Annotated in this window: 21 protein-coding genes; 11 read left to right on the forward strand and 10 right to left on the reverse strand. The window is 61.5% G+C overall.

Features of this window, described 5'->3' with window-relative positions:
* Window positions 1–112: 112 nt before the first annotated feature.
* Together M0D69_RS38145 and M0D69_RS38150 are read right to left on the reverse strand one after the other, a co-directional pair.
* Complete coding sequence (locus M0D69_RS38145) at window positions 113–796, reverse strand: Fe2+-dependent dioxygenase (protein WP_047847311.1); 684 nt, start codon at window positions 794–796, stop codon at window positions 113–115.
* Between the two features lie 64 nt (window positions 797–860).
* Window positions 861–3086: a TonB-dependent siderophore receptor gene (locus tag M0D69_RS38150; RefSeq protein ID WP_301786982.1), complete on the reverse strand. Its 2226-nt coding sequence runs from the start codon at window positions 3084–3086 to the stop codon at window positions 861–863.
* A gap of 588 nt (window positions 3087–3674) precedes the next feature.
* On the opposite strand from M0D69_RS38150, the gene M0D69_RS38155 reads away from it, so the two are divergent.
* On the forward strand, window positions 3675–4301 hold the full coding sequence (locus M0D69_RS38155; protein WP_301786983.1) for a phospholipid-binding protein MlaC: 627 nt from the start codon (window positions 3675–3677) through the stop codon (window positions 4299–4301).
* 166 nt (window positions 4302–4467) lie between these two features.
* Here the strand turns inward: M0D69_RS38155 and M0D69_RS38160 are convergent, their stop codons facing one another.
* The 3 genes from M0D69_RS38160 to ispH form a co-directional block, all read right to left on the reverse strand.
* On the reverse strand, window positions 4468–4719 hold the full coding sequence (locus tag M0D69_RS38160) for a hypothetical protein (RefSeq protein WP_301786984.1): 252 nt from the start codon (window positions 4717–4719) through the stop codon (window positions 4468–4470).
* A 177-nt stretch (window positions 4720–4896) separates the two neighbouring features.
* Entirely contained in the window at window positions 4897–6054 is a 1158-nt protein-coding gene (gene hpnH, locus M0D69_RS38165) for an adenosyl-hopene transferase HpnH (protein WP_301786985.1), read from the reverse strand.
* A gap of 13 nt (window positions 6055–6067) precedes the next feature.
* On the reverse strand, window positions 6068–7036 hold the full coding sequence (gene ispH, locus M0D69_RS38170) for a 4-hydroxy-3-methylbut-2-enyl diphosphate reductase (RefSeq protein WP_122179970.1): 969 nt from the start codon (window positions 7034–7036) through the stop codon (window positions 6068–6070).
* Window positions 7037–7682: 646 nt separating this feature from the next.
* On the opposite strand from ispH, the gene hpnC reads away from it, so the two are divergent.
* A complete protein-coding gene (gene hpnC / locus M0D69_RS38175) occupies window positions 7683–8543 on the forward strand; it encodes a squalene synthase HpnC (protein ID WP_301786986.1) in 861 nt (286 codons plus the stop codon).
* A gap of 62 nt (window positions 8544–8605) precedes the next feature.
* On the forward strand, window positions 8606–9793 hold the full coding sequence (locus M0D69_RS38180) for a glycosyltransferase (protein ID WP_301786987.1): 1188 nt from the start codon (window positions 8606–8608) through the stop codon (window positions 9791–9793).
* 38 nt (window positions 9794–9831) lie between these two features.
* Here M0D69_RS38180 and M0D69_RS38185 read toward each other — a convergent pair whose 3' ends face one another.
* Together M0D69_RS38185 and hpnA are read right to left on the reverse strand one after the other, a co-directional pair.
* Window positions 9832–10311: a hypothetical protein gene (locus M0D69_RS38185; protein WP_301786988.1), complete on the reverse strand. Its 480-nt coding sequence runs from the start codon at window positions 10309–10311 to the stop codon at window positions 9832–9834.
* A gap of 121 nt (window positions 10312–10432) precedes the next feature.
* Window positions 10433–11443, reverse strand: a complete 1011-nt coding sequence (hpnA, locus tag M0D69_RS38190; protein ID WP_301786989.1) for a hopanoid-associated sugar epimerase — start codon at window positions 11441–11443, stop codon at window positions 10433–10435.
* Between the two features lie 231 nt (window positions 11444–11674).
* Between hpnA and M0D69_RS38195 the strand changes: the two genes are divergently transcribed.
* The 5 genes from M0D69_RS38195 to M0D69_RS38215 all read left to right on the forward strand — a co-directional run bounded on the left by M0D69_RS38195 (window position 11675) and on the right by M0D69_RS38215 (window position 17902).
* Window positions 11675–14782 (forward strand): response regulator, encoded by a 3108-nt coding sequence (locus tag M0D69_RS38195; RefSeq protein WP_301786990.1) that lies wholly within the window; start codon window positions 11675–11677, stop codon window positions 14780–14782.
* Between the two features lie 11 nt (window positions 14783–14793).
* Window positions 14794–15636: a protein-glutamate O-methyltransferase CheR gene (locus M0D69_RS38200; RefSeq protein WP_301786991.1), complete on the forward strand. Its 843-nt coding sequence runs from the start codon at window positions 14794–14796 to the stop codon at window positions 15634–15636.
* A gap of 2 nt (window positions 15637–15638) precedes the next feature.
* Window positions 15639–16247, forward strand: a complete 609-nt coding sequence (locus tag M0D69_RS38205) for a chemotaxis protein CheB (protein ID WP_301786992.1) — start codon at window positions 15639–15641, stop codon at window positions 16245–16247.
* Window positions 16248–16265: 18 nt separating this feature from the next.
* Complete coding sequence (locus M0D69_RS38210) at window positions 16266–17435, forward strand: hybrid sensor histidine kinase/response regulator (RefSeq protein ID WP_301786993.1); 1170 nt, start codon at window positions 16266–16268, stop codon at window positions 17433–17435.
* Between the two features lie 170 nt (window positions 17436–17605).
* Window positions 17606–17902, forward strand: coding sequence for an acylphosphatase (locus M0D69_RS38215; protein ID WP_301786994.1), 297 nt, complete (start codon window positions 17606–17608; stop codon window positions 17900–17902).
* A gap of 76 nt (window positions 17903–17978) precedes the next feature.
* Here M0D69_RS38215 and egtD read toward each other — a convergent pair whose 3' ends face one another.
* Complete coding sequence (gene egtD / locus M0D69_RS38220) at window positions 17979–18959, reverse strand: L-histidine N(alpha)-methyltransferase (protein ID WP_301786995.1); 981 nt, start codon at window positions 18957–18959, stop codon at window positions 17979–17981.
* A gap of 597 nt (window positions 18960–19556) precedes the next feature.
* Between egtD and M0D69_RS38225 the strand changes: the two genes are divergently transcribed.
* Window positions 19557–21794, forward strand: a complete 2238-nt coding sequence (locus M0D69_RS38225) for a response regulator (protein ID WP_301786996.1) — start codon at window positions 19557–19559, stop codon at window positions 21792–21794.
* On the opposite strand, the gene M0D69_RS38230 is transcribed toward M0D69_RS38225, so the two are convergent.
* Together M0D69_RS38230 and M0D69_RS38235 are read right to left on the reverse strand one after the other, a co-directional pair.
* Window positions 21781–23088, reverse strand: a complete 1308-nt coding sequence (locus M0D69_RS38230) for an ATP-binding protein (RefSeq protein ID WP_301786998.1) — start codon at window positions 23086–23088, stop codon at window positions 21781–21783. The genes M0D69_RS38225 and M0D69_RS38230 overlap by 14 nt on opposite strands.
* Before the next feature lie 116 nt (window positions 23089–23204).
* Window positions 23205–23945, reverse strand: a complete 741-nt coding sequence (locus tag M0D69_RS38235) for a response regulator (protein ID WP_047847296.1) — start codon at window positions 23943–23945, stop codon at window positions 23205–23207.
* A gap of 247 nt (window positions 23946–24192) precedes the next feature.
* On the opposite strand from M0D69_RS38235, the gene M0D69_RS38240 reads away from it, so the two are divergent.
* Together M0D69_RS38240 and M0D69_RS38245 are read left to right on the forward strand one after the other, a co-directional pair.
* Window positions 24193–24942 carry a response regulator gene (locus tag M0D69_RS38240; protein ID WP_047847365.1) on the forward strand — a complete coding sequence of 250 codons (750 nt, stop codon included), beginning with the start codon at window positions 24193–24195 and terminating at the stop codon, window positions 24940–24942.
* A 144-nt stretch (window positions 24943–25086) separates the two neighbouring features.
* Window positions 25087–25431, forward strand: a complete 345-nt coding sequence (locus M0D69_RS38245; protein WP_301786997.1) for a hypothetical protein — start codon at window positions 25087–25089, stop codon at window positions 25429–25431.
* Window positions 25432–25505: the final 74 nt, after the last annotated feature.

Here is a 25505-nt window from a genome sequence, read left to right on the forward strand (position 1 = left end):
TACAGCTAACTCACGCAGACCACTAACGCCGAAAGCACCAACCCGGCATCGACCCCTCACCGCTAACCCAAAACCACCAAACCCGTCCACCGGCGCGAGCGAAACTTAGCGTCTAAGTCTCGCTCCAAAGCCTCAGCAGATTGTGATAACACCCCACGAGCGTGCGTCTGGCGGCATCGTCGGCGTTCTGTGCGTTGAGCCTTTGAATTGCGTTGTCCATATCGAATAGCAGGCTGCGGCGCGTGTCGTCGCGAACCAGGCTTTGCGCCCAAAAGAAACTCGACACCCGCATTCCCCGCGTCACCGGCCGGACTTCATGCAGGCTCGTCGCCGGATAAACAATCGCGTGCCCCGCCGGCAACTTCACTTCCTGCACGCCGTAGGTATCTTCGATCACCAGCTCGCCGCCGTCATAATCCTCCGGCGGCGTGAGAAACAGCGTGATGGATACATCCGTGCGTACGCGCGTGCCATGTCCCGGCACGAGGCGGATCGCGCCATCCACATGACTGCCGAAGTGCATCCCGCCTTCGTAGCGGTTGAACAGCGGCGGATAAACCCGGTTGGGCAGCACCGAACTGATGAACAACGGATGCCGCTCGAGCGCACCAATAATCACATCGCCAAGTTCAAGCGCAATCGGTGCTTCCTGCGCAATCTGCTGGTTGCGCTTGACCGGCGCGCCCTGATAACCGGCCGTCGCGCGGCCGTCCACCCAGGCGTCCGAAACATCTAGCCGATGGCGCATGGCCGCTGCATCTTCAGGGCTGAGGACGTTCGGTATCGAGAGGATCATGGTTTTAGTCCAGCAGCGCTGGCCGCGCAAAACTCATCGCGCGGCTCGCGTGTTCCGCAGTCGATCAATAGAAGCGGTAGTTTAGCGTCGCAAGGAACGTCCGGCCATAACCCGGCACCGCGCGCCCGCCATCCGACGGAATCAGCGCGTCGTAGTAATGCTTGTTGGACAGGTTCTGCACGTTGAACTGGATGTCGTAATGTTTCTGGTGATACGCGGCCATCGCGTCCCAACGCGTGTACGCGGGCACTTGCACGAAGTCGTTGCTGGCCGCATAACGCGCCGATGTGTACACCGGGCCGCCGCCAAAGGTCCATTGCGGCGTGACATCGTAGGTTGTCCACAACGTGATCATGTTGCGCGGCGTGTTCGCAAGCGTCTTGCCGTTGGTGTTGTCCAGCGCCTTCACCACCTGGCCGTCCATGTACGTGTAGCCGCCAAAAACCTGCCACTTGTTAGTGATATGGCCGGCCAGCCCGAGTTGATAACCTCGTACGCGCACATCGCCGTCGAGCGTATAACTGCCGTCCGCCTGAAGCGTCCGGGCATTGGTTTTATCGATGTTGAACAGCGACTGCGTCACCGACAATCCGCCGCCAAGCAAATCCCACTTCGTACCGACTTCATACGAGCGATTCGATTCCGGCGGGATGTTCTGCTGGTTGTTCGTCAGCGTCAGCGCTTCCAGCGACGGATTGAACGACGTGCCGTACGAAACGTAATACGACTGCCAATCGGTTGGCTGGAAAATGATCCCGCCTCGCACGCTCGTGAAGTAGTTGGTCTGCGTGCCGTACGAAGGCAGGTTGATGGTGTTCTTGATCGACGCTTCGTACCTGTCCCAGCGCAAGCCGCCGACCACCTTCCAGTACTGGCCGATGGACACCGTATCGTTGGCATAGATGCCAATGCCGTTCGCGCTCGATTCCGCGAGGTTGGTCGCCACAACCTTGGTACTCGCCGGACGCGTGGTGTATTGCGGATTGAGCAGGGGCACGATCGCCAGCGTGTTCGACGGCAGGCCCGCCGCCGTCGCGGTGAACGTCTGGTTGCTGTACGTTTCGTGGCTCAGGTCAATGCCTGCTATTACCTCGTGCTTGAGCAGGCCCGTGTTGAGCTTGTAGTCGATATCGGTCGTGTTGTAGACCGAGTGATCATTGATGTTGCGGTCCTTGCCCTGCAACTTCACATACAGCGATGACAGCGGCAACGAGGTGTAATTGCCGTTGGCCAACGCCGTCGATGTCCCCAATGGCCCGGTCAGCACGGCCGCCGCGTTGGTCGCGGTCGCTTCCGTGCTGTAGTGGCTGAACTGCGTCTGGTTGCGCAGCGTGAGGTTGTCGTTGAAACGATGCTGGATGCGCGCCGAGAACGTCTGCACGTCCTGGATCGTGCGGTCGCCTTCAAAGCCGTAGAACTGGCTCTTGCTCACCGGCACCGGCGCGCCGTTCACGGGCGGAATGCCGTAGTCCGGCTGGTCGCGGTTGTGCTGGATGAGAGCGGAGAGCGTGATTTCCGTCGGCGTGCCGATGCCGAAGCGCACCGTCGGCGCGAAGCCGTAGTCCTTGTTTTTCATCACGTCGCGCGTGGAGCCGAGATCCTGGCCGAACGCGTTGAGCCGCACGGCGGAGGTGCTGGAGAGCGGCTGGTCGATATCGAAGCTGGTGCGGTAGTGGTCGCTCGTGCCGACCATCGCGGACACCGACGCGTGCGCTTTGAGCCCAGCCTGTTTGCTCACCTGGTTGATCGCGCCGCCCGTGGAGCCGCGGCCGAAATACAGTGATGACGGGCCGTACAGCACATCGATGGATTCAAGGTCGAACGTGTCCCGATAGTACTGTCCGCGATCGCGGAAGCCGTCGAGGTAGATGTCCGTGCGAGCGGAGAAACCACGCAAGTTGATGTTGTTGCCGATCTGGCCGCCTTCCGCCGCGCCAATGGTGACGCCGGGGACGTTGCGAAGGGCATCGGAGAAAGAAGTCGCTGCCTGGGAGTCCAGCACGGCTTTGGGAACCACAACGGCGGCCTGGGGAATATCGCGCAATGCGGTTGGCACCTTGGCGCCTACGCTGGATTTTTCGGGCTGGAAATCGTTGGCGGTGTCGGCCTGGCCGGTTACATGCACGGCGGGCAGGGTGGCGTTTTCGGCGGGTGTCGCGGCTTGGTCCGTTTGAGCGATTTGATCGGCCTTGCCGACCGGCGCAGCCTGCGCGTGGGCATAAAGCGGCGCGGCAGCAGGAACCACCACCACGGTCATGATCGCGGCGGCCAGCGGTGTCTTCCTCAACATGTGTTTTCCCGAGTACTAATGGTCGATGACCGGCACCTTCGCGCATTGCCGGTCTATGGCTTCCGCGAATGCCCGCGGCGACGCGAGTAGCTGGCGAACGGCTGAGCCGAAGCAGTAACTGCATCGTCGCGATGGAAACGTGGCGCTTGCTTGTTTATTAAATGAGAATCAATATCATTACATAGGTAATAATTGTTTTCAATACTGATGCGCGAACTTTCCAGGTGCCTGACGTGCTAAGGCGCTTCGCGATTTTCGCGATGGGAGTTTGGTAAGGGGGAGTGACACGTACCGGGGCAGTTGCCCCGAATTTGGAAGGCGACGAACGTTGACGCAGCGATCGTGCGTGAATCGGGGACGCCTTAGAAACGGCGGGCTTTTACTCAGGTGACTGAGGGGGTGTCTTCGAAAGTCCTGAGCGCCGCCGCGACGTCGCGCTGCAATTGCCCGAGCGCGGCGATTTTCGGATTGGTAATCGTTGGAATTCGCTGAACTGTAGCGGGAGACGCGGGTCGATATACTTACGATGTTTTAGCCAACCCGGCGCTTTGGGCTGCACGCCGCCCTCCATTACTCGATAACGGTCGTATGAAACGCTATTTGCCTGTTCGCATTGTTCTGCTCGCTCTGGCCTTCTCGGCGACGCTGTTTTCCAGCACGTCGTTCGCCCAGACGAGTCCTGATGCCGTCGTTAAAGGAGCCGTTGAAGGAACCGTCAGCGCGATGAAGGCTGATCCTGCGGCACGTGGCGGCGACATGGCCAAGATCACGCAACTGGTGCAGACGCGTTTTGTGCCAGCCACGGATTTCCAGCGCACCACGCGGATTGCCGTCGGCAAGGCGTGGAGCACGGCGACGCCGGAGCAGCAGAAGCAGCTCTACGATCAATTCCAGACACTGCTGGTGCGCACTTACGCGTCGTCGCTGGCGCAATTACGCGATGAAGACGTCAAGTTCAAGTTCGACGTCCCGGCACTCGATGCCGGTGCGAAAGATGCCGTCGTGCAGTCGCATGTGTATTCCACGGGTGGCGATAACCCGGTGCGGTATCGACTGGAAAAGACGCCGGACGGCTGGAAGATCTACGACATCGACATGATGGGCGCGTGGCTGATCCAGGTGTATCAGACGCAGTTCGCGGGACAGTTGTCGAAGGGCGGCGTGGATGGCTTGATCAAGTTCCTGACCGCACACAACGCGCGGACGGCGGAGTGATAAAGGGGCGGTTGGTGGGCATCTCCTAATCGCCGTTTTCACGGTAGCCATGTGCTGTAGCAAGAAAAAAGCGCAACTGACGACAATCCGTTTCGCTTTTTTCTTGCCGGTGTTGCCGCAAAACTTTATGCGCACCAAGTTTCACCCTCACGCGCTCGCCCCTACCTCAACACTCCGACACAAGCACCATCGCCTTCGACGAAACGCTCTTCGCCGACTTCAGCGCTTTCTCTCTCACTGCGGTCATGTTCTCGGTCTCGCTGGAGTATCTGAACGAAGCCGGCAGCAGCCGATAATCCGCCGCCACCTGCGCGGCCTTCGTCTCACTGAAACCCGTCTTGTGCAGCAGTCTTGCCAGCAGTGAGTAGTCGTCCAGATCGGCTTTGCCGAGATTGATCACTACGCTGAATTCAGCCATCGCTTCCGGCTTGTTTGCTTTGAAAACACGCGATGCTACACGGGTGCACAGCCTACGCATCTTGAAATACAAAACGGGTGGTTAACGTCGCTGTTCGCGACCTTATCCACCCGTTCCTTTTGCTGCACTCAGCCGAAGCTCAGGCGCTCATCACCGAGTGCCCGATAAATCCGACACTCAAGCCGCAGCCGTCGTTGTCTGCTTGCCGCCCTTGTTGTTCTTCGCGCGGCCGATTTCTTCCAGCTTGATCTCGACGTGCTTCGAGAACACGAATTCCGCCGGGCGTTGATTGTCGACCGGCAGGTCTTTCGCATAAGCACCTTCCGTACGCGGACCACGCAACGCGACACCCAGCGCCTTCAGCGGATGCGAAACCGTATCCATCACAGCAGTGGCTTCGAAACCGCAATGCACCATGCAGTCCGCGCATTTCTCGTACTTGCCCGTGCCGTACTTGTCCCACTCGGTGGTTTCCATCAATTCCTTGAAGGTCTTCACATAACCTTCACCGAGCAGATAACACGGACGCTGCCAGCCGAACACGGTACGTGCCGGATTGCCCCACGGCGTGCATTCGTACGTCTGATTGCCGGCCAGGAAGTCGAGGAACATGCTCGACTGGCTGAACGACCACTTCTTGCCGTTATCGCCGCGCTTGAAGATGTCACGGAACAATTGCTTCGTCTTCTCGCGGTTCAGGAAGTGCTGCTGATCCGGCGCGCGTTCGTACGCGTAACCCGGCGACACCGTGATGCCGTCCACGCCCATGGGTCCGAGCGTGTCGAAGAAATTCGCTACGCGCTCTGGGTCGGCGTCGTTGAACAGCGTGCAGTTGATGTTCACCCGGAAACCACGGCGCTTCGCTTCCTTGATGGCCGCAACAGCCTTCTCGTACACGCCGTCTTGCGAGACCGAATGGTCGTGCGCCTGCTTGTCGCCGTCGAGGTGAACCGACCAGACGAAGTACGGATTCGGCTGGTAGTCGTCCATCTTCTTTTCCATCAGCAGCGCGTTTGTGCAGAGGTAGACGAACTTCTTGCGCGCGATGATGCCCTTCACGATCTGCGGCATTTCCTTGTGCAGCAGCGGTTCACCGCCAGCGATGGACACCACCGGCGCGCCGCATTCATCGACGGCTGCGAGGCAGTCCTCCATCGAGATGCGCTGATTGAGAATGGGATCCGGGTAATCGATCTTGCCGCAGCCGTTACACGCCAGGTTGCAGCGGAACAGGGGTTCCAACATCAGCGCGAGCGGATAACGCTTGTTGCGCATGAAATGCTGGCGCGCGATGTAAGCGCCAACCCGGACTTTTTGCAGCATCGGAATAGACAATTGCGTGTGCTCCTTAATCTTCGCGAAGGGCGCCGGCGGATGCCGTTGCCGCGGCAAGCGGCTTCGTCAGTTTCGCGGGGAGTTTGAATTCAACTTTTTCTTCGCGGCCGGACATTGTCGTGACTTCAACGGGGCCCAGCGCGCGCAGTGCATCAATAACGTGTTTGACCATTTCTTCCGGCGCCGATGCGCCGGCCGTAATCCCGACGGCTTGCGCGCCCGCAAACCATTCGGCTTTCACTTCCGAGCCGTCTGCCACGAGGTAGCTCGGCACGCCGGTTTCGGCGCCGATCTCGCACAGGCGATTCGAATTCGAACTATTCGTTGCGCCGACCACGAGCAACACGTCGACTTGCTTGCTCAGTTCGCGCACCGCAGCCTGGCGGTTTTGCGTGGCGTAACAGATGTCACGCGTGTCCGGGCCGACGATGTCCGTGAAGCGGCGATGCAACGCGTCGATGATGTCGCGCGTATCGTCCACCGACAAGGTGGTCTGCGTGACATACGCGACGGGTGCATCGACGGGCAGCGCGAGCGTTGCCACTTCGGCTTCGCTTTGCACCAGCACCACTGTGCCGGGAATCTGGCCGATAGTCCCTTCCACTTCCGGGTGCCCCGCGTGACCGATCAGGATCAGCGTGCGGCCCTGCGCGACATATTGCCGGCCCTGCACGTGCACCTTCGTGACCAGCGGACACGTGGCGTCGAGCACATCCAGCCCGCGTGCCTCGGCGTCGGCTTCCACTGTTTGCGCCACGCCGTGCGCGCTGAAAATAGCGACAGCACCATGCGGCACTTCATCGAGTTCTTCGACGAAACGCGCGCCCTTGCTACGCAGGTTGTCGACGACATGCCGATTGTGAACAATCTCATGACGCACGTAGACCGGCGCGCCATGTCGTTCAAGAGCGCGATCGACAATCTCGATCGCGCGGACCACGCCCGCACAAAAGCCGCGGGGTTGAGCAAGGATAATACGCATATTCGGGCGAACTCCGACTGGCGCGGGTTTCGAATGGAACCGGCTATAAGCTTCGATCAAATCCGGTCGATTTGTTGTAAGCAAAATTAAAGCTTCTCGGGAAAAGTCGGGAAAAGCTTTCGGAAACAATTGCCTAAAAATAGGCCATTCGTTTCAACTTTAAGGCCGAAGTTGACCGCGTATTCTAACGCGTTCGCTTTTTGGATGCTCGTAAGGGGCTGTTTCCGTTTCTATCGACAGGGTTGAATTACTGTGCGGGTGCGGAAGCCGGTAAACTGGCGCTTCGCCGCGTTGCCCTTAAAGCGCTACGAAGCCGCTATGAGCGGGCTTTTGAAGCGGCCAGAAGCGTACGCGTTCTGGCGGGATCCACGCCGCAAAATTAAACCGAAGCTGAAGCGAAGGCGACAATAAAGCCAGACCCGAGTCGGGTCGAAGTCGCATTGATCCAGCCCGATCTGTTCTCTGACGGGTTTTCGGACAGCGCGCGACAAGAATTCATAGTGTGTCGAGTCGTTGCGCCTATCCAACATTTTCGCCCCGGGGTGAGCGGGATGTTGTGACGCGTCAGCCGCCCGGCATGCACGACCTGCGTGCGTCGATGTCAATTCAGGCATCCGCGCGGGGTGTCGAATACCTGGACCCTCTCATGGAAGTGGATCACTACGAAAATTTTCCGGTAGCCAGCATGTTGCTGCCGAAAAGGCTGCGTGCGCCGGTCGGCGTGATCTATCACGTCGCGCGCACGGCAGACGATATTGCCGACGAAGGGGTCTTCGACCCCGCCGAACGCCACGCCCGTCTCGCCGACTTCCGCGCCGGGCTGGATGCGGTCGCCGCCGGCGATCCGGCGCCGGTTCATCCCATGCTGTTTGAAAAACTCGCCGGCCTCGTCGCCGAAAACGGGCTGCCGCTCAAGCCCTTCTACGATCTCGTCTCGGCGTTCGATCAGGACATCGAGACCACGCGTTATGCCGACTGGCCTGCCCTGATGGACTATTGCCGGCGCTCGGCGAATCCGGTCGGACGGCTGATGCTGCATCTCGTCAACGCCGGCACGCCCGGGAATCTCGCCGATTCCGACGCAATCTGCACCGCGTTGCAGATCATCAACTTCTGGCAGGACGTGGGGATCGACTGGAAGAAGGGGCGCATTTATATCCCGCTGTGCGATCTCGAGCGTTTCGGTGTGACCGAACGGCATATCGACCAGCAAATCTGCGACAACGCCTGGCGCGCGCTCATGCGTCATGAAGTCGACCATGCGCGCTCGATGATCATCGGCGGCGCGCCGCTCTCCGTGCGTTTGCCCGGACGTTTCGGGCTGGAACTGTGCAGCGTCGTGCAGGGCGGTCTGCGCATTCTCGAAAAAATCGAACAGGCCGACTACGATGTGTTCCGCAAGCGTCCTGTGCTGAACGGCCTGGATTGGGCGGTGATCGGCGTGCGTTCGCTGGCCATGCGGCTGCGCGGCCGCTTGGGCATGCAATTGCGCTCCGTCGTAAGCTGACTTCGTGCCTCTCCTATTGATATTGAACTCGCGATATTGAACTCGCTCAACCCGAATAAACGATGCTCCTGATTGCCTGGTTGTCCCTCCTTATCTGGCTTGTCCTGCTGTTTGGCCGCGGCGGTTTCTGGCGTGCGCAACCCGCCGGGCGGCTCAGCGAAAGTACCGTTCACGCTGTTGGCCAGGCGGAGATCGCGCGCCGCGGTGCGTGGCCGGCGGTGGTCGCGGTCGTGCCGGCGCGCAATGAAGCCGATGTGATCGGCCGCGCGGTGACGTCGCTGCTCGCGCAGGATTACGCGGGTTCGTTCCATCTGATTGTCGTCGACGACCACAGCACCGACGGCACCGCCGACGCCGCTCAGGCTGCCGCGCGTGACGGCGGTTTCGAAGACCGCCTGACCGTGCTGACGGCAGCACCCTTGCCGCCCGGCTGGTCGGGCAAGGTGTGGGCGCAGTCGCAAGGCATTGCGGCTATCGATGGACTGGGCTTTCCGGCGGATTACCTGCTGCTTACCGACGCCGATATCCGCCATCCCGCCGACGCCGCGTCGCAACTCGTCTCGCGCGCGATCCTGGAAGATCGCGATCTGGTGTCGCTGATGGTGCGGCTGCGCTGCGATTCGCTGTGGGAAAAAGCGTTGATTCCCGCGTTCGTATTTTTCTTCGCGAAGCTGTATCCGTTCGAGTGGGTCAACAACGCCAGCAGCCGTACGGCGGCCGCTGCGGGCGGTTGCATGATGGTGCGGCGCGCGGCGCTGGTGGAGGCGGGTGGGATCGAATCGATTCGCGGTGAACTGATCGACGATTGCAGCCTTGCCTCGCGCATCAAGTTTCGCAACGGCGCAAACGCGGCGCGGCCGATCCGTCTGGATCTTGCCGCCGACAGCGAATCGTTGCGGCCTTATGACGACTGGCGCGACGTCTGGAACATGATCGCGCGCACGGCGTTCACGCAGTTGCGTTATTCGGCGCTGTTGCTGGTCGGGACCATGCTCGCGATGTGCGTGATCTATCTCGCGCCGCCGGTGATCGCGTTGACGCTGGGCGCGAAGGGCTGGCCGGCGTGGCTTGCGTGGATCGCGATGTGTTACGCGTATGCGCCGATGCTGCGCTACTACCGCCGCTCGATATTCTGGGCACCGCTATTGCCAGCGATCGCGTTGTTTTACGTCAGCGCGACGGTGGGATCGGCAGTGCGGTTCTGGAGCGGGAAAGGCGGGCAGTGGAAGGCGCGGGTCCAGGCGCCTTGAGGGCCTGAAAGACGTGGGCTTGATCGCCCACGTTCAACTCACCGCTTCGTCAACATCGCGTACAACTCGATCACCATATCGGGTGAGAACGAGTACGGCACCCAGCCGTGCCCCGTGTGCCGCAACACCAGCAAACGATCGCCGTTCGCATAACGTTGCGTGGCCATCACCGGGTTTTTCGTCGCGACAAAACGCCAGCCTGGCGGCAGGCCGCTTGGCTGTTCGACTTCCATCGAAGCGCGCGCGTTCGACAATTCCTCGATCAACTCCGATACCCCTTCGGGGCTCAACGCCACCGACACCCCGCCGATTGTCATCTCGATCACGTTCTTTTCAGGGCGCGAGACGTGGAGCTTGGGCTTTTCCTGAGCTACAGGCGTATCTGTAGCAGCGGCCGTTGCCGGTTCAACAGAAGCGCGAGCCGTGGAAGAATCAGAAGAAGCTGGAATAGAAGCGGCGGCCAGAATCAGCTCATCGAGGCTTGATTCCAGCGCGCCGAGCTGGTCGGTCAAATTCATGCTTTGTTTGCCTTGCTAGTGCATCGAACCTGCGATTTTAACTGCTGCGTCCCGCGCGCCGTCGTCACACGTTGTAACAAAATGCGTGAAGAGCGCTAAATGGGTGATCGAAACAACGGGGTCACCGGGTCAGATAGCCATTCGCGCGAAACCAGTCCAGCGCGTGGCTCAAGCCCTCGCCATACGGCCGCGCCCGATACCCCAGTTCGCGCTCCGCTTTCGCCGACGTGAAGTACATCTTGTTCTTCGACATCCTCAAGCCATCGACGGTAACAAACGGCTCCTTGCCGCTGAACTTCGCGTAAAGCTCCGCGCCGAACGCAAGCGGATATAGCGGGCCGCGCGGCAGTTTGATGGTCGGCGGCTTGCGTCCGGCCAATCCGGCGATGTCCGCAAGCATCTGCTGCAACGACAAATTTTCGCCGCCAAGAATATAGCGCTCGCCAATCACCCCGCGCTCCAGCGCCAGGAAATGGCCGTTCGCGACGTCGTCCACGTGCACGAGGTTCAGGCCGGTATCCACGAAAGCGGGGATCTTGCCGGTCGCCGCTTCCACGATGATCCGCCCGGTCGGCGTCGGCTTTACATCGCGTGGACCGATCGGCGTCGACGGATTCACGATCACCGCCGGTAGACCATCGTTCGCGACCATGCGCTCGACCGCGCGCTCCGCCAGCACCTTGCTGCGCTTGTACGCGCCAATGGTCTGATGGGCCTGGGCAGGCTTCGTTTCATCGACGATCTCGCCCGCCGGACTCACCTTCAGCGTCGCGACGCTGCTCGTATACACAATCCGCTCGACACCCTCGGCCAGCGCTGCGCGCATGGTGGCCTCGGTGCCTTCCAGGTTGGCGCGCTCGATTTCGCCCGGATCGCGCGCCCAGATTCGGTAGTCGGCGGCGACGTGCAGCAGGTAACGCACGCCTTTCATGGCGGCGCGCATGGAGGTTTCGTCGCGCATGTCGCCGATCACGACTTCGGCGTCGAGGCCTTCGAGGTTCTGCCGGGAACTGGTCTTGCGTATGACTACGCGTACGTCGAAGCCGCGTTCCCGCGCGATCCTCGCCACCGCCGATCCCACGAATCCCGATGCACCGGTGACGAGCACGCGCCCACTTAACGGGTCAGTCATTTTTGCCTCTTTTTTGTCTTGCAAAGGTAACAGTTGCGCATCTTCCGAAGCGTCTCAATTGGCCGCTAACCCATCGCTAACCCATATGTGGCAAGGGCTGGCGGCGCGTGCTATGGTCCGGTGCTGCTTCAGCAGGCCAATACGTCAGTCTGACAAGATTTCAACAATATTCATCAGCCAATGCTCATAGACAGTCGACACCGGTCCGTATGGCTTTACTTCGCGATCACGATGTTGCTCCTGAGCGTGTTTGCGATCGACTGGCTCACGCCGCTGCGTGTCGCCGTCTGGGTGTTCTACATCCTGCCGGTCGCGCTGTGCATGTGGGTCGACCGGCCCAGCGCGCCGTTCGTCACTGCCGGCGTGGCCTCGGTGCTGACGCTCACGGGCTATATCCTCACCAACAGCGACGCGTACATCGGCTCGTTCGTGCTGCAACTCAACCGTGTGATCGGTGTGATCGTGATGTTCGTGCTGGCCGGCGTGGGGCATCTCTATATCAAAACGCGGATGAACCTGCAACGCAGCGCGTGGCTGAAGCAGGGCGAAGTCCTGATCGGCTTGCAGATGCGAGGTGATCTCGACCCCGCTTCGATCGGCGACGGCATCCTTCGTTCGCTCGTACCGTATGTGGGGGCGAAAGTGGCCGTGCTGTACAGCCGTGAAGGCGATGCACTGGAGCGGATCGCGGCGTGGGCATTGCCCGCCGAGAACACCGTTGCGCAACGGATCGCGCGCGGCCAGGGGCTGCTCGGGCAAGTGCTCGACGAAAAACGGGCGATCGAGGTCAAGGGCGCGGGACCGGATTTCCTGACGGTCGGTTCTGCGCTGGCGTCGGCGCCTGCGAGCCACTGCGTGATTGCACCGATGATGGCCGACGGCAAGGTGACCGGCGTGCTGGAGGTAGGTTTTATCGGCGATGACAACGCGTTTGCCGATACCCGCGAGTTGCTCGAAAACGCAGCGGAGGCCATGGGCATGGCGCTGCGCTCGGCGCAGTATCGCTCGCGGATGGTTGAGTTGCTGGAGGAAACGCAGCGCCAGAGCGAGGAATTGCAGGTTCAGCAGGAGGAGTTGCGGGTATCGAATGAAGAGCTCGAGGAACGCGGCCGGGTGTTGATGGAAACGCAGGCGCGGCTGGAGACCCAGCAGGCCGAACTCGAGCAGACGAATGTGCATCTCGAGGAATATACGCAGCATCTCGAACGGCAGAAAGTGGAGCTGGTGCGCGCGCAAAAGGAGTTGGAAGCGAACGCGCTGGCGCTGGAACGGGCGAGCCAGTACAAGTCCGAATTCCTCGCGAACATGTCGCACGAACTGCGCACGCCGCTGAATAGCTCGCTGATTCTCGCCAAGCTTTTGCAGGACAACAAGCACGGCAATCTCTCCGACGAACAGGTGCGTTACGCCGCGACCATTCATTCATCGAACAGCGATCTGCTTTCGCTGATCAACGACATCCTGGATTTGTCGAAGGTGGAAGCGGGGCAGATGGACGTGCAGTTCGCGCCGGTTGCCATCGACGGGATGTTGCAGTCGTTGCGGCAATCCTTCGCGCCGATCGCCGACTCGAAGCGCCTGAAGCTCGTGATGGAACGCGCCGGAGGCGTGCCGGAATATTTCGTCACCGATAATCAACGCCTCCAGCAAGTCCTGCGCAACCTGCTGTCGAATGCGTTCAAGTTCACCGAGCACGGTCAGGTGACGGTCTCCGTGCATCAGGCAGGCAACGCCGGCAATGCGTTGCGCTTCGATGTAAGCGACACGGGCATCGGCATTCCGCGCGACAAGCAGGACCTCATTTTCCAGGCGTTCCAGCAAGCCGATGGCACGACCAGCCGCAAGTACGGCGGCAGCGGGCTGGGTTTGTCGATATCGCGGGAATTCTCGCGTTTGCTGGGCGGCTCGGTGAGTGTTGCGAGCGAGCCGGGCAAGGGCAGCGTGTTTTCGGTCACGTTGCCGCTGGCCGTTCGTGAGGGCACGGTCACCGCGAAACTCGATGTGATCGGGCATATGAGCGAGCCGATGACGGTCGATGCCGAGGACACGGCCACGAGCGCCGCGCCGGCGCATCTCGTGACGCTCGCGTCGGCTTCCGCTGAACCGTTGTCATGGCGTGCGCCGCAGCCTATCCCCGATGACCGCGCCAACCGCAATCGCCCGGATCGCGTGATCCTGGCGATCGAAGACGACGTGCGTTTCGCGCACATCCTGCACGACCTCGCCCATGAACTCGAATTCGACTTCGTGCACGCGACCACCGCAAGCCAAGGCTTGGAACTGGCCCGCGACCTGCTGCCGAACGGCATCCTGCTCGATGTCGGTTTGCCCGACCAGTCAGGCCTCACCGTGCTCGAATGGCTCAAGCACGATCCGCTTACGCGCCACATCCCGATCCATATCGTGTCGTCGACGGATCATGCCGATGTCGCGCTGCATCTCGGCGCTATCGGCTACACGTTGAAACCCAGCGCACGCGAAACGCTGGCGGGCGCGATCCGCCAGCTCGAAGCGCGTTCGGCGCAAGGCATGCGGCGCGTGCTGGTAGTCGAAGACGATCCCGCGCTGCGCCAGAGCATTCACGCGTTGCTGAAAAGCGGGACGGTCGAGATCGTGGAAGCCGGGACGATTGCGCAAGCCATCGACGAAATGAATCGCGGCACGTTCGACTGCATCGTGATGGACCTCGCCTTGCCGGACGGTTCAGGTTATGACTTGCTGGAACGTGTATCGACGTCAAAGGAGCATGCGTCGCCGCCGGTGATCGTGTACACGGGGCGCGTGTTGTCGCCGGATGAGGAGCAGCGCCTGCGCCGTTATTCCAGGTCGATCATCATCAAGGGCGCGAAGTCGCCGGAACGTCTGGTGGACGAAGTGACGCTGTTCCTGCATAGCGTGGAGAGCGCGTTGCCGCCTGAACAGCAGCGCATGCTGCGCGCGGCACGTCAGCGCGACGACGTGTTCGAGGGCCGCACGATCCTATTGGCCGAAGACGATGTGCGTAACATTTTCGCGTTGTCGCACGTGATCGAACCACTGGGGGCGAAGCTGGAAATCGCGCGTAATGGCCGCGAGGCGCTGGAGTCGCTTGCGCGTCATCCTGAGATCGACCTCGTGCTGATGGACATCATGATGCCGGAGATGGACGGCTTCACTGCCATGACCGAGATCCGCAAGAACCCGGAACACGCGCGGCTGCCGATCATCGCGCTGACTGCAAAAGCGATGGCGAGCGATCGCCAGAAATGCCTTGAAGCTGGCGCGGACGATTACATTTCGAAGCCTATCGATGTCGACAAGCTGGTGTCGCTGTGTCGCGTCTGGCTTCGTCAACGGTAGCCAGACCCGCCATGCCGGATCGAAACCTGAAGAATACGGAGGAGGGGATATTCGACATCGAGTTGAAGCTGCTGCTCGAAGCCGTTTATCTGAAGTATCAGCATGACTTCCGGCATTACTCCGTGAGTTCGCTGCGGCGGCGTTTGACGCAGGCGCTGCATGATCTTGGCTTCACGACGCTCTCGCAGATGCAGGAGCATATTCTCCGTGACGCCAGGTTGTTCTCGCGTCTGTTCCAGTACCTGACGGTGCAGGTCAGCGAGATGTTTCGGGATCCGGCCTACTTTCGCGCGATCCGCGAGCAGGTCGTGCCGGTCCTGCAGACTTATCCGTCGATCAAGGTGTGGGTGGCGGGATGCAGCAGCGGCGAAGAGCTCTGGTCGCTCGCAATCTTGTTCGCTGAAGAAAAGCTCGCGGACCGTACGGTTTTGTACGCCACGGATATCAACGCCGACGCGCTGCGCCAGGCAGAAAGCGGGATTTACCCGCTGGATCGGCTGGCGAGTTTCAGCCAGAATTATCTGGCGGCGGGCGGCAAGCGCTCGCTTTCGGACTACTACCACGCAGCGTACGGCGCAGCGAAGTTCTCGCAGACGCTCAAGTCGCGCGTGGTGTTCGCCGATCACAGCCTCGCCACCGACAGTGTGTTTCTCGAAGCGCATCTCGTGTCGTGCCGCAATGTGCTGATTTATTTCGACCGGGCGCTGCAGGACCGTGCGCTGGGCTTGTTCAGCGATTCGCTGGTGCGGCGCGGCTTTCTCGGACTCGGCAGCAAGGAGAGCCTGCGGTTTTCAAAACACGCGGGCAGCTTCGCGGATTTCGATGCGCGCGAGCGTTTGTATCAAAAGGTCTAGCCATGACGGCGTCGGCGGATTCCCTGGATGCAATCGAGGCCATTGTGATTGGCGCATCGGCGGGTGGCGTCGAGGCGCTGACCCAGGTGCTGCCCGCGCTGCCGGCCGATTTCCGCCCGGCCGTGCTGATCGTGGTGCATGTCAGGAGCGACCCACCAAGCCTCCTGCCCGGCTTGTTTTCCGCGCGCTGCAAGTTGCCGGTCGTCGAGCCCGACGATAAAGACGACATCGCCGGCGGCACGATCTATGTCGCGCCGCCGGGTTATCACATGCTGGTCGAGCCTGATCGCTCGATCTCCCTTTCCGTCGATCCTCCCGTGCGGTTCTCGCGGCCATCGGTGGATGTGCTGTTCGAATCGGCGGCACTGTGTTTTGCCGATACGCTGCTCGGCGTCGTGCTCTCGGGCGCGAACGACGACGGCGCGCGCGGGCTGGTCGCCATCCAGCGGGCAGGCGGGCGCTGCTGGGTGCAAGATCCGCATACCGCGGTGTCCGACGCCATGCCGCTCGGCGCCATCGCGCGTAGTGGCGTGCACGACATCCTGACACTCGACGCCATGATCGCCCGCTTGCGCGGCATGGCGCGCGCCACACGCCACGAACCAGGTTGACTTGGAGCTGACACGCTAATGGAACTCAACAGGCAAGCTATCAAGCCGCCCATTTACGTCCTGATCGTAGACGATGTGCAGAACAACATCACTGCGCTGGAGGCGTCGTTGGCGCGGCCGGACATCTCGGTGCTTGCTGCCGGATCCGGGCCGGCGGCGCTTGAACTGTTGCTCAAGCACGAAGTCGCGCTCGCCATCCTCGATGTCAACATGCCCGGCATGGACGGCTTCGAACTCGCCGAACTGATGCGCGGCAGCCCGCGCACCGCGCACGTGCCGATCATCTTCCTGACCGCGACGGCACAGGACGCCGGGCGCACGTTTCGCGGTTACGAAGCAGGCGCGGTCGACTTCCTGTATAAGCCGTACGACTCGCGCATCCTGAACTCGAAGGTGGATGTGTTCATCCAGATCGAGAAGCAGAAGCAGCAGCTTGCCACGCAACTGGCGACTGTCCAGCAACTCCTCGATGCCAACGAAATGCTGATGGCCGTGCTCGGTCACGATCTGCGCACGCCGTTGTCGGCGGTGATTGCATCGGCGGAATATCTTGCGCGGTTTGTGCCGGACGAGAACGTGGCGAATATCGGTACGCGGATCAAGAGCAGCGGCATGCGGATGGTGCGCATGGTCGACCAGTTGCTCAATCTCGCGCGGCTGCGCGGCGGGCGCGTGACGTTGCAGCCGCGGGCGGTGGAGTTGATGACGCTGACAAAGAATATCGTCGAGGAATATGAGGCGCGGGTGGGCCGTGGCCGCATCTTCATTTTCCGCGATGGCGATACGCTGCTGCAGGGCGACGGCGATCTGTTGTCGCAGGTGTTTTCGAATTTGATCGGCAACGCGCTGACTCACGGGCGCGATGGGTCCGCCATTCAGGTGCGCCTGAACGGCGACGCTGCCGACGAGGTCATGATCAGCGTGCAGAACGCGGGCGAGATTCCCGTCGATGTATTGCCGACTATTTTTGCGCCGTACCGGTCGGGGCGGCCGCAGCAGGAAACCGGCGGGCTGGGACTTGGGCTCTATATCACGCGGGAGATTGCGCAGATGCACGGCGGACGAGTGGAAGTACGCTCCGACGCGGAGAGCGGCACGGTATTCGACGTGACGTTGCCGCGCGAAGCGTCGGCGTGGCGCGCGGGTGGCGCCGCGGTGGAGGGAGCGCAGCCGTTCCGGCTGGGTTGAACGTGAATGGGTGCGTCAGGGTTGATCACGGCGACGTCACTCGTGGCAATCCCATGGGTACTGCCGGTTTTTCTGGTCTTGTCTAAAATGCGGCCTGATGGCGTTTGCCGGGAGTGCTTTGAGCACCCATCCGGCGACGCGGCGAATTAGCACTAATCGGGAGAAGCAACATGCCGAGTCCGGACCTGGATACTCGAATAGAGACGTATTACGTGCACGTGAGGGGTTTGGTGCAAGGAGTAGGGTTCCGCCATGCGACGGTGCGCCGGGCGCATGCGCTTGGCGTGCGCGGCTGGGTGGCGAACCTGGAGGACGGATCGGTTGAAGCGATGATCCAGGGGCCGGCGAACCAGGTCGATCTGATGCTCGAATGGTTACGGCGCGGCCCGCCGCATGCGCGGGTCGCTGATCTGATTAGTGAGGAGCGGTATATCGAAAAGCGGTTTGAGCGGTTTGAGCAGCATTGAAAGAGTAGTGGTCAATCCCGGGTTGCGGGCGCTGGCAGAACAACACCGGCGCGAGCGACCAAGCCGGTCGCAAACCTCACCGCGCCACAAGCAAACTCTCGGCAAATCCCCACTCGCGATCCAGCCATTGCCTCGCGCAAGCGAATCCCGCATCCGCGGCCAACGGCCCGACCTCCCCGGCAATATATTTGTGGCTGCTTTCCGTCCAGATCGTCTCGCCCTGGCGAAAGTCCACAGTTAACCCGGCCGCGCGAATCGTCGCCCGCACCGGGCGCTTCGCGCGCAAATGCATCTCGACGCTGCGAGCATCGGGATTGAATCGCGCGAGATGCTCGAACGCATCCAGCGGAATATCCGCGTCCAGTTCACGATTGATCCGCGCAAGCAAATTCAGGTTAAACGCTGCCGTTACGCCGATAGGATCGTCGTATGCCGCAATCAACGTATCCAGCGGCTTGATCAAATCCATCCCGAGCAACAGCGAATCGCCGGGCTTGAGCATGCCGCGGATCGACTTCAAGAAACGCGTGGCCGCCAGCCGCGCAAAATTGCCGATCGTGCTGCCGAGAAACAGCACCAGCAACACTTCACCTTCTTTCCGGTTCGCACTGACTTCCGCCAGTCCGGCCAGATAATCGCGCTCGTATCCCACGATCGAAATCCGCTCGATATCGCCAAGCTCCCGCCGGCACAGTTGCAACGCCGTAGGTGAAATTTCGATCGGACAATATTCGGTTGGGCGTTTCTTGCACAGCGCCTCCAGGATTCGCCGCGTTTTCCGGCCGCTGCCACTGCCGAGTTCGGCCACAGTGACGTTACGCGGCAGTTCAGCGACGATATCGCTGGCATGCGCATTTAGCACACGCTCTTCGGCACGCGTCACGCCGTATTCGGGCAACGCCGTGATCACTTCGAACAAGGCGGAGCCAACTTCGTCGTACAAATACATCGATGGCAATTCTTTTTGCGGCGCATGCGTGAGGCCTTCGTGAACGGCTGCGGCAAACGGGGAGGAAAAGCGCGTCGACTGAGCGGCCTGCGTCGTGGTTTGAGGCATGAGGCGTCTCCATGTTGGCGCGGCGCACAGTGCGCACGGCCGGTTATTCATGACGAGAAAAACGCGTCGAAAACGGGTAACGAATCGGGTCGATCGACATTCCCGCCGTAGGGTCTGGGGCCGGAAACGCGACCGTCGAGCGAAGCCTTTGAGTGAGCAAGAAGCGCGCACGGCGCTCGAAGTCCTGATTGAAGAATGTGCAACGTCGCGACAGTTGTTTGTCCTCGACGACCCAAAGCGCGCCCTTCATGCAGAGCCACCGGGAGATTCACGAGACCAGGTCCGGGCCGGGCGAAAACACCTCTCGCTGCAATCGACGTTTCCCGCGTTCCCGATGTGACGTGGAACCCCTCCAAAAAATAAGCGAGTGCGCAAGAACTACCCGTCACAGGGATGGTTTTTACACGCGACGTGTGAAAGACACGAGGCGCAGACAAAGTGAAGTAACTATTGCAAAGCCCCAGCTATGGCTGAGCCTGGATTGGCATCCCTGGCGCAATGCTTGCTTCCTGTTGTCGATCACGTTACAGCGTATCGGCTCAATAACGGCCTTGCGCTGTCCTTGCCGTTCCGTTCTCCTTTGTCCGCGCCCGATTCATGACCGACTCAGCCAGTCCCGATCCCGCTATCGCACGTCTCGACGAAGCGGGTGCGCACTGCTTGCCGACGCCGGTCCGCGAGCCCGATCCCGCAGCTCACGCCAACCAGCCGTTTGGCTTTCCGCTCGGTCCCGTGCCGGTTGCATCCGAGCCGGAAACCGCGATCGATACGGATCCCGGGCCGGTTTTTTCCCACGATTCTGGCCCATTCTTCCTGAGCGTGCTGAATGGCAGCACGGATTGCATCAAGATCCTGCGGTGCGACGGCACGCTCGAGTTCATGAACGCGAACGGCCTCTGCCTGATGGAGATCGACGACTTCGCGCCGATGAAGGGCAAGTCGTGGGCGGCGCTGTGGCCGGAGGAATCGCGATATTTGCTGACTGACGCCATCGAAAACGCGCGGCAAGGCCATCATTCACGCTTCGAAGCGCTCTGTCCGACCGCGAAAGGCACGCCGAAATACTGGGACGTCTCGGTCTCTCCGGTGAACGGGCCGGCCGGCGCCGAATGGTTCGTTTCGATTTCCCGCGACATCACCGCCCACGTGCTCGGCGTGCATTCCCTCGACGCCGCGCTGCAGGAGCAAAAGCGCTTGAGCGAAGCGCTGGAACGGCATCGCGAGACGCTGGAAGAACGTATTGGAGAGGCGTTGGCGGCGTTGCGGGCGAGTGAGGCGGAGCAGCGTGAAATGGCGGCGGCGCTTGCGCAATCGCAGAAGATGGACGCCGTCGGCAAGCTGACCGGTGGTGTTGCCCACGATTTCAACAACGTGCTGCAAGTGATTGGCGGAAACCTGCAGTTGGCCGCGCAGGAAGCGGGCGGCAACGAAACCGTGGCGCGACGCCTGGCGTGCGCGCATGAAGCGGTCGAGCGCGGTGCGAAGCTCGCGTCGCAATTGTTGGCCTTTGCGCGCCGGCAACCGCTTGAACCGGTGGCGCTGGATGTCTCGCGGCTGCTGCGAAGTTTCGAAGACATGCTGCGACGCGTGCTCGGCGAAACCATCGAACTGGAAACGGTGGTGTCGGGCGGCCTGTGGAACACGCTCGCCGATCCGAATCATTTGCAGAACGTGATCGTGAATCTCGCGATCAACGCACGCGACTCGATGGACGGCGCGGGCCGCCTGACCATCGAGGCCGGCAATGCAATGCTCGACGACGACTACACACGCCATCACGACGACCTGAGCAGTGGCCAGTACGTCATGATCGCCGTCTCGGACACCGGTTGCGGCATGGCGCCGGAGGTCCTCGCGCGCGTCTTCGAGCCCTTCTACACGACCAAGGCCGAAGGCCGCGGCACGGGCCTGGGCTTAAGCATGGCGTACGGTTTCATGAAGCAGACGGGCGGCCATATCAAGCTTTATAGCGAGCCGGGTCACGGCACGACGGTCAAGCTTTACCTGCCGCGCTCGTTGGAAGACGAGGCCGTGCGGGTGGAAGCCGCGAACGATCCGGTGACGGGCGGCACGGAAACGATCCTGGTGGTGGAGGACGATCCGAACGTGCGGACAACCGTGGTGGACATGCTGACCCAGCTGGGTTACCAGGTGCTGAAAGCCGCCGACGCCCAGAGCGCGCTGAGCGTGCTCGAAAGCGGCGTGCACATCGACTTGCTGTTCAGCGACGTAGTGATGCCGGGGCCGATGCGCAGCGTCGATCTGGCGCGGCGCGCGAAGGACATGCTGCCGGGGCTGGAGGTGCTGTTCACGTCGGGCTACACCGAAAACGCGATCGTGCACGGCGGCCGGCTCGATCAGGGTGTGGCGCTGATCAGCAAGCCGTATCGGCGGGATGCGCTGGCGCGCAAGGTGCGCTGGATGTTCCGCTCGCGAATTTACGAGACGCCCGGTGTGCCTGACACGCTAGTTGAACCGCAGCCGCTGCGCGTGCTGATCGTGGAGGATGACGCCAATACCCGCGAAGCGACGCGCGAACTGCTGGAATTGCTCGATGCAAGAGTCCTGGCGGTAGATAGCGCGCAGGCGGCGCTTGACCTGATCGCGCAGCAATTATTCGATGTCCTGCTCACCGACGTCCGCATGCCTGGCATGTCGGGTCTCGATCTGGCGCGCGCGGTGAAACGCATGCAACCACGTGTGCACGTGGTGCTGGCGTCGGGTTATGGAGCGGGCATTGCGACTGAACTTGGCGACGAACTGAGCGGGGTGACCTTGCTGCCCAAGCCGTTCAACTTCGATGAACTCGAGCAGGCGGTGTTCAAGAAGCCATGACGGCTTCGTGCGCGTTGGTGTTGTGCAGCAGCACCGTGCCGCAACTCGGGCGGACATGTTCCACCATCGGAATGACGATCCGCACGCTCAACCCGCCCCCGGCCGCATTGCCGATATCGCAGCGGCCGCCGAGCTGGTTCGCAAGGCGTCCGACAATGGCGAGGCCCAGTCCGCAATGGCCGTCGCCGGCGCGCGCCGGGTCCAGACGGACAAACGGCTTGCGGGCGTCGTCCAGACGCTCGGGCGGGATGCCTTCGCCGTAATCGCGCACCGTGATGACCCACTCGCCGCCGCGCTTGGCCGTGCTGATGTCGACGGGCGGCAAGCCGTGTTCCAGCGCGTTATCGACGAGATTGGTCACCAGGCGATCCAGCAGCGTGCGCGGCAAGCGGAAGGCCTCGCCGGCTGCCAGGTCGAGGTGGAACAGCGGCGCGTCGTCGCCGGCTTCGTCCTGCGCGAATTGTTCCGCGAGAAACGCGTCCACATTGATGGCCGGTCCGCTCGTCGGCGCGTTGGCCGCGAATTCCAGGAACTGCTGCACGATGCGCGTCAGGGAATCGATGTCGCGAATGAAATGCGCGCGCTCGGCGTCGTCCTGCACCAGTACGCTCGCGCGAAGTTTCAGGCGCGTGAGCGGCGCTTTCAGATCGTGCGCGATGCCGGCGAGCATGACGGCTTTTTCGTCGTCGGCGTCATTGATCCTTCGCATCATCTGGTTGAACGCGCGGATCAGTTCGCTGAGTTCACGCGGTCCGCGTTCGTCTACCGGAACCGGCCGCTCGCCGGCGCCGAACTGGCGCGCGCCTTGTGCCACTCGGGACAAGGGCCGCTGCAACTGCCACGCCGCGACCAGCGACAGGATCACGGCCGCCAGCAGCATGCCGACCGATTCGATCAGGATAGGCGGCGCCGGCGGCAGGTCGACCGGCGTCACGATCCAGTTCGGGCTGTTCGGATAACGCACCCAGAGCCGTTGCGCGTGTCTCGGGCCGTCGACGGCGAGTCGCGTGCCGGGCGGCAGCACGTTCCTCAACTCGCGCAACAGATGCACGACGGGACCGTTTTCCGGCTCGCGCAGCGTGATGCCTTCGGGAAGGTTCGAGGAGAGCACGAGCTGTACGCTCAGCGCGGGCGCGAGCCGCACGCCTTGGCGTGCGTCGTCGTTGGCTGCGGCGAGCACGAGCATCAGGCCGCGTGCATAACCCTCGGCGTCGTGATGCGGGCGCTGCACGGTCATCACGGTGAACCAGCAGGCTTGCACGGCAAACAGCACGACCATCGAAATCAGCGCCATGCGCGCGAACAGCGTGTTGAACGGATTGCCGCGGCGCGAACGGGTGTTCGAACCGGCACGACTCGACCCGACGAGGCCGCGTTTGCTGCCGCGCGAATCTGGCGTGCCGAGAATTTTCATACCGTCGACGCGCGATCGGGCGCATTGCGCGCCCCATCCGGGTCGGGAATAAACACGTAACCCTGGCCGCGTACGGTTTGCACATGGCGCGGGCTGGCAGGATCTTCTTCGATAATCCGGCGTAGCCGCCAGATTGGCACGTCGAGGCTGCGGTCGCTGAAAGTGGCGTCGTCGCGATGCACGAGATCGTGGATCAGCACGCGTGACAGCACTTTGTAAGGATGCCGTACCAGCACCTTGAGTAACGCGAATTCGCTGTCGCGCAGCGGAATGCGCTCGTTGCCGCTCACCAGTGCACGCGTGACGAAGTCCAGTTCGAAGCGGCCGAACCGTTCGCTCGCGCAGGCTTCCGGCCGACCCGTTGACGCCGGCGCGCGCCGCCGCAACACGGTATCTATGCGGGCGAGCAGCTCGCGGGGATCGAACGGTTTCGCCAGATAATCGTCCGCACCGAGCTCGAGCCCTTCGACCTTGTCTGTCACGCTGTCGCGCGCGGTGACGAAGATCACCGGGATGTCGTCACCGGCGGCGCGTACCTGGCGAAGCGCGGCGAGGCCGTCCATGTCCGGCATCATGATGTCGAGCACCACGATGGACGGGCGTTCGTATTCCAGGCGCCGGCGCAGGCCGGTGCCGTTGTGCAGGACGGAAACGTCGAGCCCGCGCGCGTTCAGGAAGCGGCTTAGCAGGTCGCATACCGCTGGGTCGTCGTCGACGATCAATACCGAGGTAGTCATGCCGAAATTTTAGCTGGCATCGTAAAAGTACGGTTTTTCATCTGCTCAACGATGGTTACGGATTCTTACTTAAAACTCTCGCGAAAACGGTCCGGAGCAGCGGCTTAAAACGCCCGTGCCCGTTCAGCCGGGCGGTTGCGCGCATTGATCCAACGTATTAAGCACCCGCTTGCCGTGCAATTCGATGAAAGAAGCGGAAAGGAATTGGTATCGCGGAAAGGCACCCTTGCATCTTAGAATGAATCGCATGACTCATCATGTTCTCCTCGTCGACGACGATCCCGTAGTGCGCGACCTCGTTCGCGAATATCTGCAAGGCAACGGCCTTGCAGTGTCGGTGCTGCACGACGGTACAGGCCTCAAACGACGCCTCGACGCCGAGCGGCCGTCCATTGTCGTGCTTGACGTCATGATGCCCGAGCAGGACGGCATCAGTGCGCTGCGCGAATTGCGCGCGGCCGGCGACGACATTCCCGTGATTTTCCTGACCGCTCGTTCGGATGTCATCGATCGCGTGATCGGCCTGGAACTTGGCGCCGACGACTATCTTGCCAAACCTTTCGACCCGCGCGAACTGCTTGCTCGGATCCGTACTGTCCTGAGACGTCGCGATGCGGCGTCGCCGGGTGCGCCGGAAGACCGGCCGCCTTATCGGTTCGGTCCTTATGAAGTCGATTTTGCCGCGCGCGAGTTGCGGCACAACGGCGAGCGGGTGCCGCTGCGGTCCGGCGAATTCGCGACGCTGAAGATCTTCGTCAAGAACGAGATGGTGGTGCTGACACGCGCGCAGTTGAACGAGAAGCTGCGGGGCCAGGCGGGAACGTACCGGGATCGCAGTCTTGATGTTTCCATATGGCGGTTGCGGCGTTTGCTGGAAGCCGATCCGTCCGATCCGCGCTACGTCCAGACCGTTTGGGGACAGGGCTACATTTTTGTGCCGCATGGCGAGACGGGCGCGGTGGAGCGTGCGATCCGGCGGGCATCGACCGAGGCCTGACGTTCGGACTGAAGCTCTGGACGTAAAAACGGCTGACGAATATGTATCCGCTGAAATGATCCGTTACTAACTGCATCAGTTATTTCTTCCGTACCCGCATAAGATCGTTTCCATAGTCCCGACCGTGGGATCTGGAGAACTCAAATGAAACGCGTAGCAGCAGTGTTGGTGTTGGCCGGAAGTCTTGCAGTGTCGGGCCAGGCGTCCGCGCATGGGGGTGGCGGAGACGGCGGTGCGATAGTCGGCGCGTTGCTGGGCGGTGCGGTGATTGGCGCGCTGGTGGGATCGGCGGCTGCGCAGCCGGTGTACGCACAGCCTGTTTATGCACAGCCGGTGTATCAGCCGGTTTATGCGCAACCGGTGTATGCGCAACCGGTTTATGCGCAGCCTGGGCCGCCGCCGGGATATTGCTTTGACGATTATCGCCGCGCTTATGTGCCGTGCGGACCGCAGCCGCAGCCGGGTTATTACCAGCAACAAGGCTGGTAAAACCGGAACGTATCGAAATGAAGAAAAACCGGGCCTCGGCCGTAATGCCGTTCAGTTAAGGTCTCTTTTGAGGT

Source organism: Caballeronia sp. SEWSISQ10-4 2 (assembly GCF_030464885.1).
Lineage (GTDB): Bacteria > Pseudomonadota > Gammaproteobacteria > Burkholderiales > Burkholderiaceae > Caballeronia.

Coding starts and splice junctions, on each gene's coding strand:
- hpnC (WP_301786986.1), top strand. CDS start 7,683: ATGGAAGTGGATCACTACGAAAATTTTCCGGTAGCCAGCATGTTGCTG.
- M0D69_RS38185 (WP_301786988.1), bottom strand. CDS start 10,311: ATGAATTTGACCGACCAGCTCGGCGCGCTGGAATCAAGCCTCGATGAG.
- hpnA (WP_301786989.1), bottom strand. CDS start 11,443: ATGACTGACCCGTTAAGTGGGCGCGTGCTCGTCACCGGTGCATCGGGA.
- M0D69_RS38230 (WP_301786998.1), bottom strand. CDS start 23,088: ATGGCGCTGATTTCGATGGTCGTGCTGTTTGCCGTGCAAGCCTGCTGG.
- M0D69_RS38160 (WP_301786984.1), bottom strand. CDS start 4,719: ATGGCTGAATTCAGCGTAGTGATCAATCTCGGCAAAGCCGATCTGGAC.
- M0D69_RS38235 (WP_047847296.1), bottom strand. CDS start 23,945: ATGACTACCTCGGTATTGATCGTCGACGACGACCCAGCGGTATGCGAC.
- egtD (WP_301786995.1), bottom strand. CDS start 18,959: ATGCCTCAAACCACGACGCAGGCCGCTCAGTCGACGCGCTTTTCCTCC.
- M0D69_RS38225 (WP_301786996.1), top strand. CDS start 19,557: ATGACCGACTCAGCCAGTCCCGATCCCGCTATCGCACGTCTCGACGAA.
- M0D69_RS38240 (WP_047847365.1), top strand. CDS start 24,193: ATGACTCATCATGTTCTCCTCGTCGACGACGATCCCGTAGTGCGCGAC.
- M0D69_RS38245 (WP_301786997.1), top strand. CDS start 25,087: ATGAAACGCGTAGCAGCAGTGTTGGTGTTGGCCGGAAGTCTTGCAGTG.
- ispH (WP_122179970.1), bottom strand. CDS start 7,036: ATGCGTATTATCCTTGCTCAACCCCGCGGCTTTTGTGCGGGCGTGGTC.
- M0D69_RS38210 (WP_301786993.1), top strand. CDS start 16,266: ATGGAACTCAACAGGCAAGCTATCAAGCCGCCCATTTACGTCCTGATC.
- M0D69_RS38195 (WP_301786990.1), top strand. CDS start 11,675: ATGTTGCTCCTGAGCGTGTTTGCGATCGACTGGCTCACGCCGCTGCGT.
- M0D69_RS38205 (WP_301786992.1), top strand. CDS start 15,639: ATGACGGCGTCGGCGGATTCCCTGGATGCAATCGAGGCCATTGTGATT.
- M0D69_RS38150 (WP_301786982.1), bottom strand. CDS start 3,086: ATGTTGAGGAAGACACCGCTGGCCGCCGCGATCATGACCGTGGTGGTG.
- M0D69_RS38200 (WP_301786991.1), top strand. CDS start 14,794: ATGCCGGATCGAAACCTGAAGAATACGGAGGAGGGGATATTCGACATC.
- M0D69_RS38155 (WP_301786983.1), top strand. CDS start 3,675: ATGAAACGCTATTTGCCTGTTCGCATTGTTCTGCTCGCTCTGGCCTTC.
- M0D69_RS38180 (WP_301786987.1), top strand. CDS start 8,606: ATGCTCCTGATTGCCTGGTTGTCCCTCCTTATCTGGCTTGTCCTGCTG.
- M0D69_RS38145 (WP_047847311.1), bottom strand. CDS start 796: ATGATCCTCTCGATACCGAACGTCCTCAGCCCTGAAGATGCAGCGGCC.
- M0D69_RS38215 (WP_301786994.1), top strand. CDS start 17,606: ATGCCGAGTCCGGACCTGGATACTCGAATAGAGACGTATTACGTGCAC.